This window comes from Streptomyces sp. NPDC048295 (assembly GCF_040652135.1).
Classification (GTDB): Bacteria; Actinomycetota; Actinomycetes; order Streptomycetales; family Streptomycetaceae; genus Streptomyces.
Window position 1 is genome coordinate 16,323 of record NZ_JBEZLL010000010.1, and the last position, 16,640, is coordinate 32,962.

Consider the following 16,640-nt stretch of genomic DNA (forward strand, 5'->3'; position numbering starts at 1 on the left):
CCAGTGCCAGGCCCGACCGGCAAGGAGACCAGCCTCAGTGTCCGTCTTCAACAAGCTCATGCGTGCAGGCGAAGGCAAGATCCTGCGCAAACTGCACCGCATCGCGGACCAGGTCAGCTCCATCGAAGAGGACTTCGTCAACCTCTCCGACGCCGAGCTGCGGGCGCTCACCGACGAGTACAAGGAACGGTACGCGGACGGCGAGAGCCTGGACGACCTGCTCCCCGAGGCATTCGCGACCGTCCGTGAGGCCGCCAAGCGGGTCCTCGGACAGCGCCACTACGACGTCCAGATGATGGGCGGCGCAGCCCTCCACCTCGGCTACGTGGCCGAGATGAAGACCGGCGAGGGCAAGACCCTGGTCGGCACCCTGCCGGCGTACCTCAACGCGCTCTCCGGCAAGGGCGTGCACCTGATCACGGTCAACGACTACCTGGCCGAGCGCGACTCCGAACTGATGGGTCGCGTCCACAAGTTCCTGGGCCTGACCGTCGGCTGCATCATCGCCAACATGACGCCGGCCCAGCGCCGTGAGCAGTACGCCTGCGACATCACGTACGGCACGAACAACGAGTTCGGCTTCGACTACCTCCGCGACAACATGGCGTGGTCGGCCGACGAGCTCGTCCAGCGCGGTCACAACTTCGCCGTGGTCGACGAGGTCGACTCGATCCTCGTCGACGAGGCCCGTACGCCGCTGATCATCTCCGGCCCGGCCGACCAGGCCACCAAGTGGTACGGCGACTTCGCCAAGCTGGTCACGCGGCTGACCAAGGGCGAGGCGGGCAACCCGCTCAAGGGCATCGAGGAGACCGGCGACTACGAGGTCGACGAGAAGAAGCGGACCGTCGCCATCCACGAGCCCGGTGTCTCGAAGGTCGAGGACTGGCTCGGTATCGAGAACCTCTACGAGTCGGTGAACACGCCGCTCGTCGGGTACCTCAACAACGCCATCAAGGCGAAGGAACTCTTCAAGAAGGACAAGGACTACGTCGTCATCGACGGCGAAGTCATGATCGTCGACGAGCACACCGGCCGTATCCTCGCCGGCCGCCGCTACAACGAGGGCATGCACCAGGCGATCGAGGCGAAGGAAGGGGTGGACATCAAGGACGAGAACCAGACCCTCGCCACGATCACCCTGCAGAACTTCTTCCGCCTCTACAGCAAGCTCTCCGGCATGACCGGTACGGCGATGACCGAGGCCGCCGAGTTCCACCAGATCTACAAGCTCGGCGTGGTGCCGATCCCGACCAACCGGCCGATGGTCCGTGCCGACCAGTCGGACCTGATCTACCGCACCGAGGTCGCGAAGTTCGCCGCGGTCGTCGACGACATCGCCGAGAAGCACGAGAAGGGCCAGCCGATCCTGGTGGGCACCACCTCGGTCGAGAAGTCCGAGTACCTCTCGCAGCAGCTCTCCAAGCGCGGTGTCCAGCACGAGGTCCTCAACGCCAAGCAGCACGACCGTGAGGCGACGATCGTCGCCCAGGCCGGCCGCAAGGGCGCGGTCACGGTCGCGACGAACATGGCCGGACGAGGCACCGACATCAAGCTCGGCGGCAACCCCGACGACCTCGCCGAGGCGGAGCTGCGCCAGCGCGGTCTCGACCCCGTCGAGCACGTCGAGGAGTGGGCGGCCGCGCTGCCCGCCGCGCTGGAGAAGGCCGAGCAGTCCGTCAAGGCGGAGTTCGAAGAGGTCAAGGAGCTCGGCGGGCTGTACGTCCTGGGTACCGAGCGGCACGAGTCGCGGCGTATCGACAACCAGCTGCGCGGTCGTTCCGGCCGTCAGGGCGACCCGGGCGAGTCCCGCTTCTACCTGTCGCTCGGCGACGACCTGATGCGGCTGTTCAAGGCGCAGATGGTCGAGCGTGTCATGTCGATGGCCAATGTGCCGGACGATGTGCCGATCGAGAACAAGATGGTGACGCGGGCGATCGCGTCGGCGCAGTCGCAGGTCGAGCAGCAGAACTTCGAGACGCGGAAGAACGTCCTGAAGTACGACGAGGTGCTCAACCGGCAGCGTGAGGTCATCTACGGCGAGCGTCGCCGGGTCCTGGAGGGCGAGGATCTGCAGGACCAGATCCGCCACTTCATGGACGACACGATCGACGACTACATCCGCCAGGAGACCGCCGAGGGCTTCGCGGAGGAGTGGGACCTGGACCGGCTGTGGGGTGCGTTCAAGCAGCTCTACCCGGTGAAGGTCACCGTCGACGAGCTGGAGGAGGCGGCCGGCGACCGGGCCGGGATCACGGCCGAGTTCATCGGCGAGTCGATCAAGGACGACATCCACGAGCAGTACGACGAGCGCGAGAAGCAGCTCGGCTCGGACATCATGCGTGAGCTGGAGCGGCGTGTGGTGCTGTCCGTCCTGGACCGCAAGTGGCGTGAGCACCTCTACGAGATGGACTATCTCCAGGAGGGCATCGGCCTCCGTGCCATGGCGCAGAAGGACCCGCTGGTCGAGTACCAGCGCGAGGGCTTCGACATGTTCAACGCCATGATGGAGGGCATCAAGGAGGAGTCCGTCGGCTACCTGTTCAACCTGGAGGTCCAGGTCGAGCAGCAGGTCGAGGAAGTGCCGGTGCAGGACGAGGCGGCCGAGCGGACCTCGCTGGCCAAGGAGGACGCCGTTCCGGCGGCGCGTCCGGAGATCCGGGCCAAGGGGCTCGATGCTCCGCAGCGTCCGGACCGGCTGCACTTCTCCGCTCCCACGGTGGACGGGGAGGGCGGGGTCGTCGAGGGCGACTTCTCCAATGGGGACGGTGCGACGGGGTCCGAGTCCGACGGGCTGACCCGGGCGGAGCGGCGCAAGGCCCAGAAGAACGGTGGGGGCGGCCGACGTCGCAAGAAGTAGCCGGAGCGGTAGCGACGGCGGTAGGTGGCGCGGCTGCCGGTGACGTCTTTGGACGCTGGTGCGGTGGTCGGGCTGTAGTTGGGCTGTAGCCGGGGTCGGGCGCGTGGTGTGGGCGTCCGGCCCCGGTGTTTTGGGGACACTGTTGGCGAATCCAGGGCCGAACGTGTCGTCGGCCTTCATGACCCGTTGTGGTCGTGAAGGCCGACGTTGCGTTTGGGGAGGGTGCCGGTGTCGTTGCACGCCAGGAAGGTCGGCGGGGTTCCTGAGGGGGCGGCTCGGGTGGCGCGGGCTGCGTTTCCGAAGGGCAGCCTGGCCATGCGGATTCGTGATGAGCCGGGCGACCCGGGCGCCCCTGCGTCCCTGAGGCTGCTCGAACGGGTCCGGACGCTGAGGCAGATGTGGAACCAGCAGGACTTCGTCGACGATGGGCAGGTCCGTCGCCGGGGCCCCAGGACCGCCCGCCGGGCGCGCGGAACGGCTGGTGACGCCCTACGACACCGACGCGCGAGGCAGCGTGAAGCGCGGCACCTTCCGGGACGGGTACAAGGTCACCTCACCGAGACCTGCGAGCCGGACCGCCCGAACTTGATCACGCACGTCGCCACCACCGACTCCACCGTCCAGGACGTGCGGATGGTTGCCCCGATCCGCGCTCATCTCGCCGAGTGCGACCTGCTGCCAGACCGGTACCTGGTCGACGCGGGCTACGCGACGGCCCGCGAAGTGGTCACCGCCCGCCGGGACCACAAGATCGACGTAATGGGGCCGGTCCTCGCGTCGACCAGCTGGCGGACCAAGGACGGCGGCGGCTTCTCCCAGGCCGACTTCACCATCGACTGGGACAACCAGCAGGTGACCTGCCCCAACGGCATCACCACCAGCAACTGGGGGGGGGAAAGACCGCTCCCCGTACGGGGCGGCCGTGGTCCGGGCACGGGTTCCGACGGCTGCCTGCCGGCCCTGCACGGCACGAGAGCAGTGCACTCGTTCCAACAACAAGTCGGACATGGGCCGCCGGATCACCCTCCGCCCGCGGGCGGAGCAGGAGGTGATCCAGCAGGCACGGGCCCAGGAAGGCACCCCGGAGTGGAAGGAGCAGTACGCACACCGGGCCGGTGGCGAAGGCACGATCTCCCAGAGAGTGCGAGCCTTCGGCCTGCGGCGATGCCGGTATCACGGCCTGGCCAAGGCCCGGCTGCTACACCAGATCACCGCCACCGCGATGGACTTCCACCGCCTCGACGCGTGGTGGGCCGACCCCCTGGAAGCCCGGACCCGCACATCCCATCTGGCAGCCCTCCGGCCTGCCCATTGGTTGCGGCAGACCTGCGTCCGACAGAGGCCGGGGCCAGCCATCAGTCCCATGAGTTGAAGAGTGTCGCGCCAAGGGTCTCCGGCCGCCAGTGCTTGATCTGACGCCACTCCGCCGCAGACAGAGCAGAGGTGTCCGACTCCGTCAACGGCGACAGGAGCTGTGCTGCGCCCAAGACGACAAAGCCGACGTCGGTGAGGACGGTGGCCCAAGCGGGAGGTTCCTGGAACTCGTCGGTGTACCAGTAGCGCCGGTCTCCGACGAAAGCAATCAGCGGGTAGTGAGCGTGGAACAGCGCGATGTGTGTGCCGTCCCGATCGCTGATCGTGGCGCTGCGGAAGCTCTGCGGGTACTCCTGCTCCGTGAAGTCCTCGACCTGCCCGCCCGCAGCCCGCGCCGCGGCATACCAGGCGGCGTGGCATGTCCTGGGATCAGTACTCGGCAGGGGCGGGTCACTCCAGTCGCGGAACCCGGTTGCACCCAGCCCCAAGCGGAAGGTGACCTGCGAGTCCGCCACGTTCACCCCTCCGAGCAGGCCGTTTCAACCTCGATGGCACAAACCTAGTGATCATCAACCTCCGTTGGCACAGGAAATTCGCCAACAGTGTCTTTTGGGTTGGGGGGCTGTGGCTTGTGGCCTGTGTGGATGGGCTGTGGGCTGCGGGGCTGGTGTGGGTGGGCTTGCTTGGCGTGCGTGGGTGGGCCGCTGCGCGGGGTCTGTCCCCTGCCCGCCCCTTCCCGGAACCGGGGCTCTGCCCCGGCCCCCGCTCCTCGAACGCCGGAGGGGTTGAGGGGGCGAGGTGGAGCCCGGTGGCCAGGAGTGGCCCGTGGGCAGTGGGCGGGACGGGGAGGGCGGGGCGGGAGCGCGGGACTGCGCGGGCTGGTCTGGACGGGGGTCGGGGAAGGGGCTGGAGGGTGGCGGGGGTGGTCGGGGAAGGGGCTGGAGGGTGGCGGGGGCGGTTGGGGAAGGGGCTGGAAGGCGGGTGGGGTGGGCGGGCTGTAGTTGGGGTCGGGCGCGTGGTGTGGGCGTCCTGCCCCGGTGTTTTGGGCTGAGGTATGTGGCCTGTGGGGGTGGACGAGCAGGGCCTCGAAGGGGACCGGGGTGGACGTGCAGGGCCCGTAAGGGGGCTGGGGTGGACCGGCCCGGGCTGGGGACCCAGGTGGCCGGGGGAGGGCTGGAACGGGTTGGGGTGTTTGTAAGCACTTCTTCGGGCTTCACCGCACGGAATGAAAGTGGCTCCAGGGCGTAAGAAGTTGATCTGGCTCCACTCTGCGCTCATAGTGATGCGCGCGAATCTTGGACGTTGGACAGGGGGGCGGGGGATGAGTTTCCGGCTTGCGGCGTACGCCGTGTGCGTCGAGGACGGGCGTGTGCTGCTCGCCCGTTGCGTACAACCGAAGGGTGAGAGCATCTGGACCCTTCCGGGCGGTCGGGTCGAGCACGGGGAGGATCCGTTCGATGCGGTGATTCGGGAGGTCGCCGAGGAGACCGGTTGCGACGCGGTGGTTGAACGCTTGCTGGGCGTGGACTCGAGAGTGATCCCCGCGGTCGCCGCGCGTGGGGGAGTCGAGCACCAGAACGTGGGCATCTTCTACCGGGTCCGTATCACCGGTGGCCAACTGCGGCCTGAGCCGAACGGCGATATCGCCGAGTCCGTCTGGACTCCGATCCCCGATGTCGCTTGCCTGCGCCGGTCATCGCTGGTCGATGTCGGCCTAGACCTGGCACAGACCGTTCCGGCGACCGGCCACGTCGCTCCTGTCCCGGTCGGCGGCCTGATCCAGAACTGAGGCACCACTGTTCGCGAGTGGGCCGGAGGACAGGTCTGAGACCTGCTCAAGGCCAGCGGAACCACTCGGTCGAAGTGGAGCCACATCACCTTGCTACAGGGGCGTGAATCACGCCGCCTCACGCCCCTCCAGCCTGCCCATGGAGCCCAAACAGATCCGTGAACTGGAGCCAGAACAAGTGCTTACAGACAGGTTGGGGTGTGGGAGTGGTCGGGAGTGCTGAGGAGGGTCGGGGAGAGCCGGAAGGGTCGGAGCGGACGGGCAGGTCCGGATGGCTGGGGTGGGCACAGGTGCAGAGGGGCTGGGGTGGGCTGAGACGGGGCTGGGGCAAACCTGTGTGTTCGGGCCAGCGCTGTGGCTCACAATGCGGGCATGGACAGCCAGGGTGGGGACTCGGTTTCGGTGTGGCGGGTGGGCGGGATGGCTCGTGTGGCGGGCTATGGGATCCCGGCTCTTGTGGGGGCGGGGGCGCTCTTCGACTGGGCGGGGTGGGTTTCTGCTCCCAGAGCGGAGACGGCGTGGTCGGCCGGGGCGTGGTCGGGGCTGACCGTCGGCGTTGCCTTGTTCTTCTGGTGGGTGATCCTCAGGGTCCGCCTCGAGGTCGGCCCTGACGGGATCGTGGCGGTCAATCCATGGGGCACCCATCGCCTGGGTCTGGATGAGGTGACTGCGGTGCGGCTCGGTGCGTGGGGAGCGGAGTTCCATCACGGGGACGGCTTCAAGACCACGGCCTATGCGCTGAGCGAGCTGGCTGCGGGAACCTCGCAGGACCGGCGTTTCGCGGAGCTGCTGGCTGTTCTGGAGTCGGCCCCGCCTTCTCATCGCGACGACGCCTGAGGAGACGGCAGTCAGGAGCCGGCCGTGAAGCCGGTGCTCCAGGCCCTCGTCAGCGCTCTGGGAAGCCTCTGGGGCTGAGTGATGCCCGTCCCCCGCAGGGAGGGGCTGAGAGCGGGTCTGGAGGGGCTTGAAGTGGTGGGGAGGGGTGATGGGGGGGCCGGGGTGGTGCTGAGAGGGGCCTGGAGGGGGGGGGAAGAGGTGCGGTGCGGGTCTCTGTCCTCCCCGGAGGTCTGCTTTCTACGTGGTGGCTGAGAACGGGAGGCCGGGCCCGGCCTCCCGTTCTCGTTGTCGCTCGCACTCCTTCTCCTGGTGCGGGAGCGGTTGGGTCGGGCCTGTGCCGTCCTACCTCGCCCTCCGGGTGGCGGGAGGCGGGGCGGGGCGGGCGGGGCGGCGTGTCAGCGGGTCGGGGACGGGCGCAGGTATTCGTCGCCGAGTTCCACTGCCGCGCAGCGCCAGCGGAGGTCGGTGCCCTGTTCCAGGCGGAAGGCCATGGCCCGTACCTGTTCGCCCGCCGCGATGCTGGCGCATGCCTCCACCACCCCGGGGGCCGGCTGGGCGCCGTGGCACATCCGGATGACGGGGCGGGCACCGCGGGCCCTCAGCGGGGTGCGGGGGGCCAGTTCGGCCAGCTGGTCGTAGGCCTCGCCGATGGTGTGGCCGAGCATCCAGTGAACCGGGCGCTGGCCGCTGAGGACCGCCAGGAGGCGCTCGGCGAACCAGTGGTGCGGGCGTACGCGCCGGGGCGTCCGTGTGCGCTGCGGTGGTACGGCTTCGGGCCTGCGCTGGTCGCGTCGTCCAGCGGGCCGGGTCCTGTTCGTGCTCATCGATCATCGCCCCCGTGCTTCAGAGGCCCGGTTTATACCGGGCGGTAACTTCTGCTGTGGACCTTCTACGGCGACGGCCGAGGCGGCCGCAAGCGCCGGCGGGGTGCCGGGGGTGACCGGGAGGAATCACCTATCCGGGTGATGCGCCGGGCACCGGGCGGGGCGTGAGACGGGCGCAGGGAGGGTGAGGGGTGGTTGCCGGGTGGACGGAGCGGTATCGGTGCACGTGACCCCAAAGGGGGACGTCACACGTATCCTGAGGGCGTTTCCGACTACGAAAGCGACCCGGCCATGCGCGTGTACGTCCCTCTGACCCTGTCCGGTCTCGCAGCGGCGCACCGGGCGGGCGAGATCGGCCCCGGTCCGCTCACCGCCTACGCGGTGACCCCCGCACTGCGCGAGTGGTACGTCTCGGACGACATCGAGGAGCTGGAGTACGCGGCGCTCAACCGGGCCGCCTCCGCCTCGCTCCGCATGATCGCGCAGAACCCCGACGCGGTCCGCAGGCGCGTCGTCGTGGCCGTCGAGGTGCCGGACGGCGCGGCCGTCGCGGACCCGGACCACAGCTTCGACCCGTCCTCGCTCGGCGAGGTGCGGATCGCCGCTCCCGTGGCGCTCGCCAAGGCCGCCGCGGTGCATGTCGACGCGGACGACGCGACGAAGGACGTCACGGCCGCGGCCGCGGCGCTGGGCGCGGCGGATCTCGGGGACGACGACGCGCAGTTCACCGTGGACGGCGCCGAGGACCACGAGCTGCTGTGGTTCGGTATCCAGGAGATTCCGAACCTGATCGGCTGAAGCAAAAGCAGAAGCAGAAGCCGAAGTCGGCGGACAGGCCGAAGGCGACGGAGAAGCCGAAGCCGAAGCCGAAGCCGAAGCCGAGAGTTCGAACGGATGTCGGAGGCGGCGGGTACTTTCTACGCATGGGGAAGCACGGGAAGCACCGCACTCATCTGGTCTGGGACTGGAACGGCACGCTGCTCGACGACAACGAAGCGGTCGTCGGCGCGACGAACGCCGCGTTCGGCGAGGTCGGCCTGGAGCCGATCACGCTGGAGCAGTACCGAGAGATGTACTGCATACCGATCCCCCGCTTCTACGAACGGCTGATGGGCAGGCTGCCCACGGAGGCCGAGTGGGAGCGGATGGACGGGATCTTCCACCGGTACTACACCGAGCAGCGGGCCGCCTGCGGACTCACCGAGGGGGCCGAGGAACTGCTCACGCAGTGGCAGCTGGGCGGGCGCAGCCAGTCCCTCCTGAGCATGTACGGGCACGAGCAGCTGGTCCCCGTGGTGCGGGGGTACGGCATAGAGCGGCGCTTCGTACGGGTCGACGGGCGCACCGGGCCGTCCGGCGGCAGCAAGGCCCGGCACATGGAGCGGCACATCGCCGCACTGGACGGGATATCCGCCGAGTACACGGTGGTCATCGGCGATGCGGTGGACGACGCCGTGGCCGCGGCCCACGTCGGTGCGAAGGCGGTGCTCTACACCGGCGGGTCGCACAGCCGGGCCAGCCTGGAGGCGGCAGGGGTGCCGGTGGTGGACAGTCTGGCCGAGGCCGCGCAGCTCGCCGAGCAGATCGCCGGGTGAGGGAGGACCCGGCGAGGGAGCGTCAGGTGGTCACCGGGGCCTTCGTGCGGAGGATCTTCAGGAATTCGCGCATCCACGCCGAGTGGTCCGGCCACGCCCGGGCCGAGACCAGGGTGCCGTCGACCACCGCCTCGTGGTCCTCGAAGGTGGCGCCCGCCGTCTGCATGTCGAGTTCCAGCGCGGGATAGGCGGTGACATGCCGGCCGGCCAGCGCGCCGACCGCCGCCGTCATCAGCGGGCCGTGGCAGATCTGGGCCACCGGCCGGTCCGAGTCGAAGAAGGCCTTGAGGAGCTTGCGCAGCTCGGGGTCGTTGCGCAGGTACTCGGGCGCCCGGCCGCCGGGGACGACCAGCGCCACGTAGTCCCCGGGGTCGACCTCGGAGAAGGCCAGGTCGGCGGGCCAGGTGTACCCGGGCTTCTCGGTGTACGTGTCGAAGCCGGGCTCGAAGTCGTGGACCACGAAGCGGAGCGTCTTGCGGGCGGGGGCCGCGATATGGACCTCGTACCCCTCTTCGCGCAGCCGCTGATAGGGATAGAGGACCTCCAGGGACTCGGCGGCGTCGCCGGTGACGATCAGGATCTTCGGTGCCATGGCGGGGCTCCCACGGTTCGTCGGCCTGTTCCGCTACCAGAGTGCGGCAATACGGACCCGCGCGCTGTCCAGAGTGTCAAAGTTCGGGCTCATCTTTTTACACAAACGGCTCGTGACGGTCACGGGGGCGGGCGATATAGCCTGGACCCCGTGATCAGCGCGATACGCCTCGGGGGCAGTGAAGCCCCCGGCCTGCGCCCGGAGTGCCACCGCACCCGGGCCTTCGCTGATTCCCGCAGCCCGGACCGACTGCCAAAAATGGCCAATATGGTCCCGGGCGTCTCTCATAGCGGCATAGCGTCGACTCAGACCGGAAACCCCGTGTCGTGGCGGTACGTCGTCTTTTTCACCTACGTCTCGCAACGGCGCGCGACAGGAGCCAGAGGACATGCAGACCAAGCTGGACGAAGCCAAGGCCGAGCTGCTCGCACGGGCCGCCAAGGTAGCTGACAACAGCCCGGGCGGTGGTGTCGGTGGCCCGGGAGGTACCTCCCGGGTGCGTGTTGCGGCCGCCGGGGCCGAGCAGGAGCGTCCCGGACAGGACGTGCTCCTCTCCTACCTCCAGCGCTACTACCTGCACACCGCTCCGGAGGACATCGCGGGCCGCGACCCGGTGGACGTCTTCGGTGCTGCCTCCTCCCACTACCGGCTCGCCGAGACGCGCCCGCAGGGCACGGCGAACGTCCGGGTGCACACCCCGACCGTCGAGGAGAACGGCTGGACGTGCAGCCACACCGTCGTCGAGGTCGTCACCGACGACATGCCGTTCCTGGTCGACTCCGTCACCAATGAGCTGTCCCGGCAGGGGCGCGGCATCCATGTCGTGATCCACCCGCAGGTCGTCGTACGCCGCGACGTGACCGGCAAGCTCATCGAGGTCCTCGCCGAGGGCAACGGCATCGCCGCAGGCCGCAAGAGCGCCGAGGACAAGAAGAGCGAGCTGCCGCACGACGCGCTCATCGAGTCCTGGATCCACGTCGAGATCGACCGCGAGACCGACCGCGCCGACCTCCAGCAGATCGCCGCCGACCTGCTGCGCGTGCTGTCCGACGTACGGGAGACCGTCGAGGACTGGGACAAGATGCGCGAGGCCGCGCTGCGCATCGGCGACGACCTGCCCGGCGAGCCGCTCGACGGCCTCGGCGACGAAGAGGTGAACGAGGCCAGGGAGCTGCTGCGCTGGCTCGCCGCCGACCACTTCACCTTCCTCGGCTACCGCGAGTACGAGCTGAAGGACGGCGACTCGCTGGCCGCCGTCCCGGGCACCGGCCTCGGCATCCTGCGCTCCGACCCGCACCACAGCGTCGACGAGGCGCACCCCGTCAGCCCGTCCTTCGACCGGCTGCCCGCCGACGCCCGGGCCAAGGCCCGCGAGCGCAAGCTCCTCGTCCTCACCAAGGCCAACAGCCGCTCGACCGTCCACCGCCCCAGCTACCTCGACTACGTCGGCGTGAAGAAGTTCGACGCGGACGGCAACGTCGTCGGTGAGCGCCGCTTCCTCGGACTGTTCTCCTCCGCCGCCTACACCGAGTCCGTGCGCCGGGTGCCCGTCATCCGCCGCAAGGTCGCCGAGGTGCTGGAGGGCGCGGGCTTCTCGCCCAACAGCCACGACGGCCGCGACCTGCTGCAGATCCTGGAGACGTACCCGCGCGACGAGCTCTTCCAGACGCCCGTCGACCAGCTGCGCTCCGTCGTCACCTCCGTGCTGTACCTCCAGGAGCGCCGCCGGCTGCGGCTCTACCTGCGCCAGGACGAGTACGGGCGCTACTACTCCGCGATCGTCTACCTGCCGCGCGACCGCTACACCACCGGTGTGCGGCTGCGTCTGATCGACATCCTCAAGGAGGAGCTGGGCGGCACCAGCGTCGACTTCACCGCCTGGAACACCGAGTCGATCCTCTCCCGGCTGCACTTCGTCGTCCGCGTCGCGCCCGGCACCGAGCTGCCCGACCTCACCGACGCCGAGGCCGACCGCATCGAGGCCCGCCTCGTCGAGGCCGCCCGCTCCTGGGCCGACGGCTTCCAGGAGGCCCTGGGCGCCGAGTGCGGCGAGGAACGCGCCGCCGAGCTGCTGCGCCAGTACGGCCACTCCTTCCCCGAGGGCTACAAGGCCGACCACACGCCGCGCTCCGCCGTGGCCGACCTGGTCCACCTCGAAGCGCTCAAGCAGGACGAGACCGACTTCGCCCTCAGCCTGTACGAGCCGGTCGGCGCCGCCCCCGGCGAGCGCCGCTTCAAGATCTACCGGACCGGCGAGCAGGTCTCCCTCTCCGCCGTGCTCCCGGCGCTCCAGCGGCTCGGCGTCGAGGTCGTCGACGAGCGTCCGTACGAGCTGCGCTGCGCGGACCGTACGCACGCCTGGATCTACGACTTCGGGCTCCGGATGCCGCAGACCAACGGCAACGGCAACTACCTCGCCGACGACGCCCGCGACCGCTTCCAGGACGCCTTCGCCGCCGTGTGGACCGGTGAGGCCGAGAACGACGGCTTCAACTCGCTGGTGCTGGGCGCCGGTCTGAGCTGGCGCCAGGCGATGGTGCTGCGCGCCTACGCGAAGTACTTGCGCCAGGCCGGGTCGACGTTCAGCCAGGACTACATGGAGAGCACGCTCCGCAACAACGTCCACACCACCCGGCTGCTGGTCTCCCTCTTCGAGGCCCGGATGTCCCCGGAGCGGCAGCACGCGGGCACCGAGCTGATCGACGGCCTCCTCGAAGAGCTCGACGGTGCCCTGGACCAGGTCGCCTCGCTCGACGAGGACCGCATCCTGCGGTCCTTCCTCACCGTCATCAAGGCCACCCTGCGCACCAACTTCTTCCAGCGCGCGGACAGCGGCAAGCCGCACGGCTACGTCTCGATGAAGTTCGACCCGCAGTCCATCCCGGACCTGCCGGCGCCCCGCCCGGCCTTCGAGATCTGGGTCTACTCGCCGCGCGTCGAGGGCGTGCACCTGCGCTTCGGCAAGGTCGCCCGAGGCGGTCTGCGCTGGTCGGACCGGCGCGAGGACTTCCGTACGGAGATCCTCGGCCTGGTCAAGGCGCAGATGGTGAAGAACACCGTCATCGTGCCGGTCGGCGCCAAGGGCGGCTTCGTCGCCAAGCAGCTCCCGGACCCGGCCGCCGACCGTGACGCCTGGATGGCGGAGGGCATCGCCTCGTACCGCACCTTCATCTCGGCGCTGCTCGACATCACCGACAACATGGTGGCCGGCGAGGTCGTGCCGCCCACGGACGTCGTCCGGCACGACGAGGACGACACCTACCTGGTCGTCGCCGCCGACAAGGGCACCGCGAGCTTCTCCGACATCGCCAACGAGGTCGCCGTCGGGTACGGCTTCTGGCTCGGCGACGCCTTCGCCTCCGGCGGCTCCGCGGGCTACGACCACAAGGGCATGGGCATCACCGCCCGCGGTGCCTGGGAGTCCGTCAAGCGGCACTTCCGCGAGCTGGGCCACGACACCCAGACCGAGGACTTCACCGTCGTCGGCGTCGGCGACATGTCCGGTGACGTGTTCGGCAACGGCATGCTGCTCTCCGAGCACATCCGGCTCGTCGCGGCCTTCGACCACCGGCACATCTTCATCGACCCGTCCCCGGACGCCGCCAGCTCGTACGCCGAGCGCCGCCGTCTGTTCGAGCTGCCCCGCAGCTCCTGGGCCGACTACAACAAGGACCTGCTCTCCGCGGGCGGCGGTGTCCACCCGCGCAGCGCCAAGTCCATCCCGATCAACGCGCACATCCGCGAGGCGCTCGGCATCGAGCCGGGTGTCACCAAGATGACGCCCGCCGACCTGATGCAGACCATCCTCAAGGCCCCCGTGGACCTGCTGTGGAACGGCGGCATCGGCACGTACATCAAGTCCTCCGCCGAGTCGAACGCGGACGTCGGCGACAAGGCCAACGACGCGATCCGGGTCAACGGCGAGGACCTGCGGGCCAAGGTCGTCGGCGAGGGCGGCAACCTCGGTGCCACCCAGCTCGGCCGGATCGAGTTCGCCCGGGGCGGCGGCCACATCAACACCGACGCGATCGACAACAGCGCCGGGGTGGACACCTCCGACCACGAGGTGAACATCAAGATCCTGCTCAACGGCCTGGTCCGGGACGGCGACATGACCGTCAAGCAGCGCAACAAGCTGCTTGCCGAGATGACCGACGAGATCGGCCGTCTGGTGCTGCGCAACAACTACGCGCAGAACGTCGCGCTCGCCAACGCCACCGCCCAGTCCCCCTCGCTGCTCCACGCCCACCAGCGCTTCATGCGCCGGCTGGGCCGGGACGGTGACCTCGACCGCGGTCTGGAGTTCCTGCCCAACGACCGCCAGATCCGTGAGCTGCTCAACGCCGGCAAGGGGCTCAGCCAGCCCGAGCTGGCCGTGCTGCTCGCGTACACGAAGATCACCTCGGCCCGGGAGCTGATCCGGACCAGCCTGCCGGACGACCCGCACCTGCAGAAGCTGCTGCACGCCTACTTCCCGGAGCAGCTGCGCGAGCAGTTCCCCGAGGCGGTCGACGGGCACGCGCTGCGGCGCGAGATCATCACCACGGTCCTGGTCAACGACACCGTGAACAGCGGTGGTTCGACCTTCCTGCACCGGCTGCGGGAGGAGACCGGCGCCTCGATCGAGGAGATCGTGCGGGCGCAGTTCGTGGCCCGCGAGATCTTCGGTCTCGGCCAGGTGTGGGACGCCGTCGAGGCGCTCGACAACAAGGTCGCCGCCGATGTGCAGACCCGGATCCGGCTGCATTCGCGCCGGCTCGTCGAGCGCGGTTCGCGCTGGCTGCTCGGCAACCGGCCGCAGCCGCTGGAGATCGCCGCGACGATCGACTTCTTCAAGGCGGGCGTCGACCAGGTCTGGGCCGAACTGCCCAAGATGCTGATGGGCGCCGACCTGGAGTGGTACCAGTCGATCCTGGACGAGCTCACCGAGGCGGGCGTGCCGGGCGAGCTGGCCCAGCGGGTCGCCGGATTCTCCTCCGCCTTCCCGGCGCTGGACATCGTGGCGATCGCGGAGCGCACGGGGAAGGACCCGCTCTCCGTCGCCGAGGTGTACTACGACCTCGCGGACCGGCTGGGCATCACCCAGCTGATGGACCGGATCATCGAGCTGCCGCGGGCCGACCGCTGGCAGTCCATGGCCCGCGCCTCCATCCGCGAGGACCTGTACGCCGCGCACGCCGCGCTCACCGCGGACGTGCTGGCGGTGGGCAACGGCACCTCGACGCCCCAGGAGCGGTTCCAGGCCTGGGAGGAGAAGAACGCGGCGATCCTGACGCGGTCCCGCTCCACCCTCGATGAGATCCAGGGCTCGGACGCCTTCGACCTGGCGAACCTGTCGGTCGCGATGAGGACGATGCGCACGCTGCTCCGCACGCACGCCTAGGGTCTTTCGTCCGGATCGGGCCGGATCAGGGAGCGGGGTCCGGTGCGTGCGATCGCAGGGCGGAGGAGGGAGTCGACGCGGAGCGTCGGCGACCGACGACAACGCGGCGAGCGTGCGTGCCGGACCCCGTGAGCCCGGCATGATCCGGATGAGAGGTCCTGGCCGGTAGGGAGGGGAGGCGGTCGCCGGGTTCTCCGGTGGCCGTCTCCCCTTCGCGTTGCCGGGGGCGCGCGGCCCCGCGTCAGTACATGCGGGTCTCGCCCGCCGCGTCCGGCGGGGGCGTCCGGCGGCGCTGCCATTCCTGGGCCAGCTCGGTCGGGAAGCGGCGGCCGCTGCGGGCCAGGACCACGCCCTCGACCAGTTCGAGCTCGTCCCCGCCGTGATACTGCCGCTCGGCCCTGCCGAGCCTCTTCCACGGGCCCGGCCCGGACTTTCCGGCCGTCGCACGCCACCGGGTGCCGTAGGTGCTGTGGTCGCGTACGTGGACGATGCCGCCGGTCACCCGCAGCTCGACATGGGCGCGGCTGAGACCGGCGGTGCGGTGCTCCGGGACCAGGCCGTGCAGGGCTATGCCGCCCTCGCCGGGCGCCCTGCCCACCGTGACCCGCGTACCGTCCTCCAGGGTGAAGCGGGCCTTCACGTCGCCCTCCACCAGGAGCTTGAGCTGGACGGTGCCGGTGCGCGGACCGTCGTCGGCCAGCGGGGTGCCGTGGCTCTGGCAGTGGGGCACGCCCCTGATGACGCGCGGCAGCAGGGCGGCGGTACCCCGGTGGGTGTCGTAGAGGGTGCAACGCCGGTCCTCGCAGCGCCAGTTGCGGCTGACCACGTCGAAGCGGGGGGTGCGGTGCGGGCCCAGCAGTCCCATCTTCTTCAGTACGTCCTCCTCCATCTTCCTGGAGATGTCCAGCGCGCTGGCCACCTCCATGTCGACGGGGACCAGCCCGACCGTGCCGCCACGGGCCGGGACCGGCTTCAGGAAGTCGTCCGTATTGCCCTGGAGCCAGGGGTGCGACTCGCGGTGGCCGCGGAAACGGTCGCCGGTGATGACGGGGATGCCGGTGTACGCGCACAGTTCGAGCAGGCGGTCGTCGGCGTCCGGCAGCTCCTCGACGAGGCCGCGCTCCACCCAGCGGCCGAGCAGCCGGATGTCGGCGGGATCGGTGAACTCCCGCCGTCCGCCGAGCCGCAGGCTGGCGTCGGCGACCAGATACAGCTTGACGTCCGGATCCCGGGCGAGCTCCTTCGCGGCTTCCACGAGGAGCCGCAGCCGCCGCAGCGAGCGGCCACCGGGCTCGCCCAGCGTGCGGTTGCGCACGACGTTGGACAGATCCACCAGGAAGCAGGCTTCGCCGAAGTCCGTGGTGAGGTGGTCTTCCATCGGAGGTCGCCTTCCCGGAAGTGCCTGAACGGGAGCCGACGGCATGTGAATCCCGTTGCGGTGCAACT

The 16,640-nt window shown here is 69.5% G+C and carries 11 protein-coding genes; 7 read left to right on the top strand and 4 right to left on the bottom strand.

Annotation, left to right across the window (positions count from 1 at the left end):
- Positions 1 to 37: 37 nt before the first annotated feature.
- Positions 38 to 2,860: a preprotein translocase subunit SecA gene (gene secA / locus AB0D53_RS16875; protein ID WP_362446495.1), complete on the top strand. Its 2,823-nt coding sequence runs from the start codon at positions 38 to 40 to the stop codon at positions 2,858 to 2,860.
- A gap of 922 nt (positions 2,861 to 3,782) precedes the next feature.
- On the top strand, positions 3,783 to 4,232 hold the full coding sequence (locus tag AB0D53_RS16880) for a transposase (protein ID WP_362446498.1): 450 nt from the start codon (positions 3,783 to 3,785) through the stop codon (positions 4,230 to 4,232).
- On the opposite strand, the gene AB0D53_RS16885 is transcribed toward AB0D53_RS16880, so the two are convergent.
- Positions 4,216 to 4,689, bottom strand: coding sequence for a hypothetical protein (locus AB0D53_RS16885; protein ID WP_362446501.1), 474 nt, complete (start codon positions 4,687 to 4,689; stop codon positions 4,216 to 4,218). The two genes, AB0D53_RS16880 and AB0D53_RS16885, sit on opposite strands and share 17 nt — an antisense overlap.
- 806 nt (positions 4,690 to 5,495) lie before the next feature.
- Between AB0D53_RS16885 and AB0D53_RS16890 the strand changes: the two genes are divergently transcribed.
- Positions 5,496 to 5,963 (top strand): NUDIX hydrolase, encoded by a 468-nt coding sequence (locus tag AB0D53_RS16890; RefSeq protein ID WP_362446504.1) that lies wholly within the window; start codon positions 5,496 to 5,498, stop codon positions 5,961 to 5,963.
- Positions 5,964 to 6,335: 372 nt separating this feature from the next.
- Complete coding sequence (locus tag AB0D53_RS16895; RefSeq protein WP_362446507.1) at positions 6,336 to 6,800, top strand: PH domain-containing protein; 465 nt, start codon at positions 6,336 to 6,338, stop codon at positions 6,798 to 6,800.
- 395 nt (positions 6,801 to 7,195) lie between these two features.
- Here AB0D53_RS16895 and AB0D53_RS16900 read toward each other — a convergent pair whose 3' ends face one another.
- The gene (locus tag AB0D53_RS16900; protein WP_329814273.1) at positions 7,196 to 7,624 is read right to left on the bottom strand and encodes an Rv3235 family protein; all 429 of its coding nucleotides are present in this window, start codon (positions 7,622 to 7,624) and stop codon (positions 7,196 to 7,198) included.
- Between the two features lie 291 nt (positions 7,625 to 7,915).
- Between AB0D53_RS16900 and AB0D53_RS16905 the strand changes: the two genes are divergently transcribed.
- Both AB0D53_RS16905 and AB0D53_RS16910 read left to right on the top strand, forming a co-directional pair.
- The gene (locus AB0D53_RS16905; RefSeq protein WP_362446511.1) at positions 7,916 to 8,422 is read left to right on the top strand and encodes a hypothetical protein; all 507 of its coding nucleotides are present in this window, start codon (positions 7,916 to 7,918) and stop codon (positions 8,420 to 8,422) included.
- Between the two features lie 125 nt (positions 8,423 to 8,547).
- Positions 8,548 to 9,219, top strand: coding sequence for an HAD hydrolase-like protein (locus tag AB0D53_RS16910; protein ID WP_329814271.1), 672 nt, complete (start codon positions 8,548 to 8,550; stop codon positions 9,217 to 9,219).
- A gap of 22 nt (positions 9,220 to 9,241) precedes the next feature.
- On the opposite strand, the gene AB0D53_RS16915 is transcribed toward AB0D53_RS16910, so the two are convergent.
- Positions 9,242 to 9,811 (bottom strand): DJ-1/PfpI family protein, encoded by a 570-nt coding sequence (locus tag AB0D53_RS16915; RefSeq protein WP_362446515.1) that lies wholly within the window; start codon positions 9,809 to 9,811, stop codon positions 9,242 to 9,244.
- A 388-nt stretch (positions 9,812 to 10,199) separates the two neighbouring features.
- Here AB0D53_RS16915 and AB0D53_RS16920 point away from each other — a divergent pair, with 388 nt between their 5' ends.
- On the top strand, positions 10,200 to 15,194 hold the full coding sequence (locus AB0D53_RS16920; protein WP_362446518.1) for an NAD-glutamate dehydrogenase: 4,995 nt from the start codon (positions 10,200 to 10,202) through the stop codon (positions 15,192 to 15,194).
- Positions 15,195 to 15,435: 241 nt separating this feature from the next.
- Here the strand turns inward: AB0D53_RS16920 and AB0D53_RS16925 are convergent, their stop codons facing one another.
- Positions 15,436 to 16,572, bottom strand: a complete 1,137-nt coding sequence (locus AB0D53_RS16925; RefSeq protein ID WP_362446521.1) for an FHA domain-containing protein — start codon at positions 16,570 to 16,572, stop codon at positions 15,436 to 15,438.
- Between the last annotated feature and the right edge of the window lie 68 nt (positions 16,573 to 16,640).

Bases quoted from the DNA above. Each gene is read 5' to 3' on its own strand.
- AB0D53_RS16895 (WP_362446507.1), top strand. From the start codon at position 6,336: ATGGACAGCCAGGGTGGGGACTCGGTTTCGGTGTGGCGGGTGGGCGGG.
- AB0D53_RS16920 (WP_362446518.1), top strand. From the start codon at position 10,200: ATGCAGACCAAGCTGGACGAAGCCAAGGCCGAGCTGCTCGCACGGGCC.
- AB0D53_RS16915 (WP_362446515.1), bottom strand. From the start codon at position 9,811: ATGGCACCGAAGATCCTGATCGTCACCGGCGACGCCGCCGAGTCCCTG.
- AB0D53_RS16890 (WP_362446504.1), top strand. From the start codon at position 5,496: ATGAGTTTCCGGCTTGCGGCGTACGCCGTGTGCGTCGAGGACGGGCGT.
- AB0D53_RS16900 (WP_329814273.1), bottom strand. From the start codon at position 7,624: ATGAGCACGAACAGGACCCGGCCCGCTGGACGACGCGACCAGCGCAGG.
- AB0D53_RS16925 (WP_362446521.1), bottom strand. From the start codon at position 16,572: ATGGAAGACCACCTCACCACGGACTTCGGCGAAGCCTGCTTCCTGGTG.
- AB0D53_RS16905 (WP_362446511.1), top strand. From the start codon at position 7,916: ATGCGCGTGTACGTCCCTCTGACCCTGTCCGGTCTCGCAGCGGCGCAC.
- AB0D53_RS16910 (WP_329814271.1), top strand. From the start codon at position 8,548: ATGGGGAAGCACGGGAAGCACCGCACTCATCTGGTCTGGGACTGGAAC.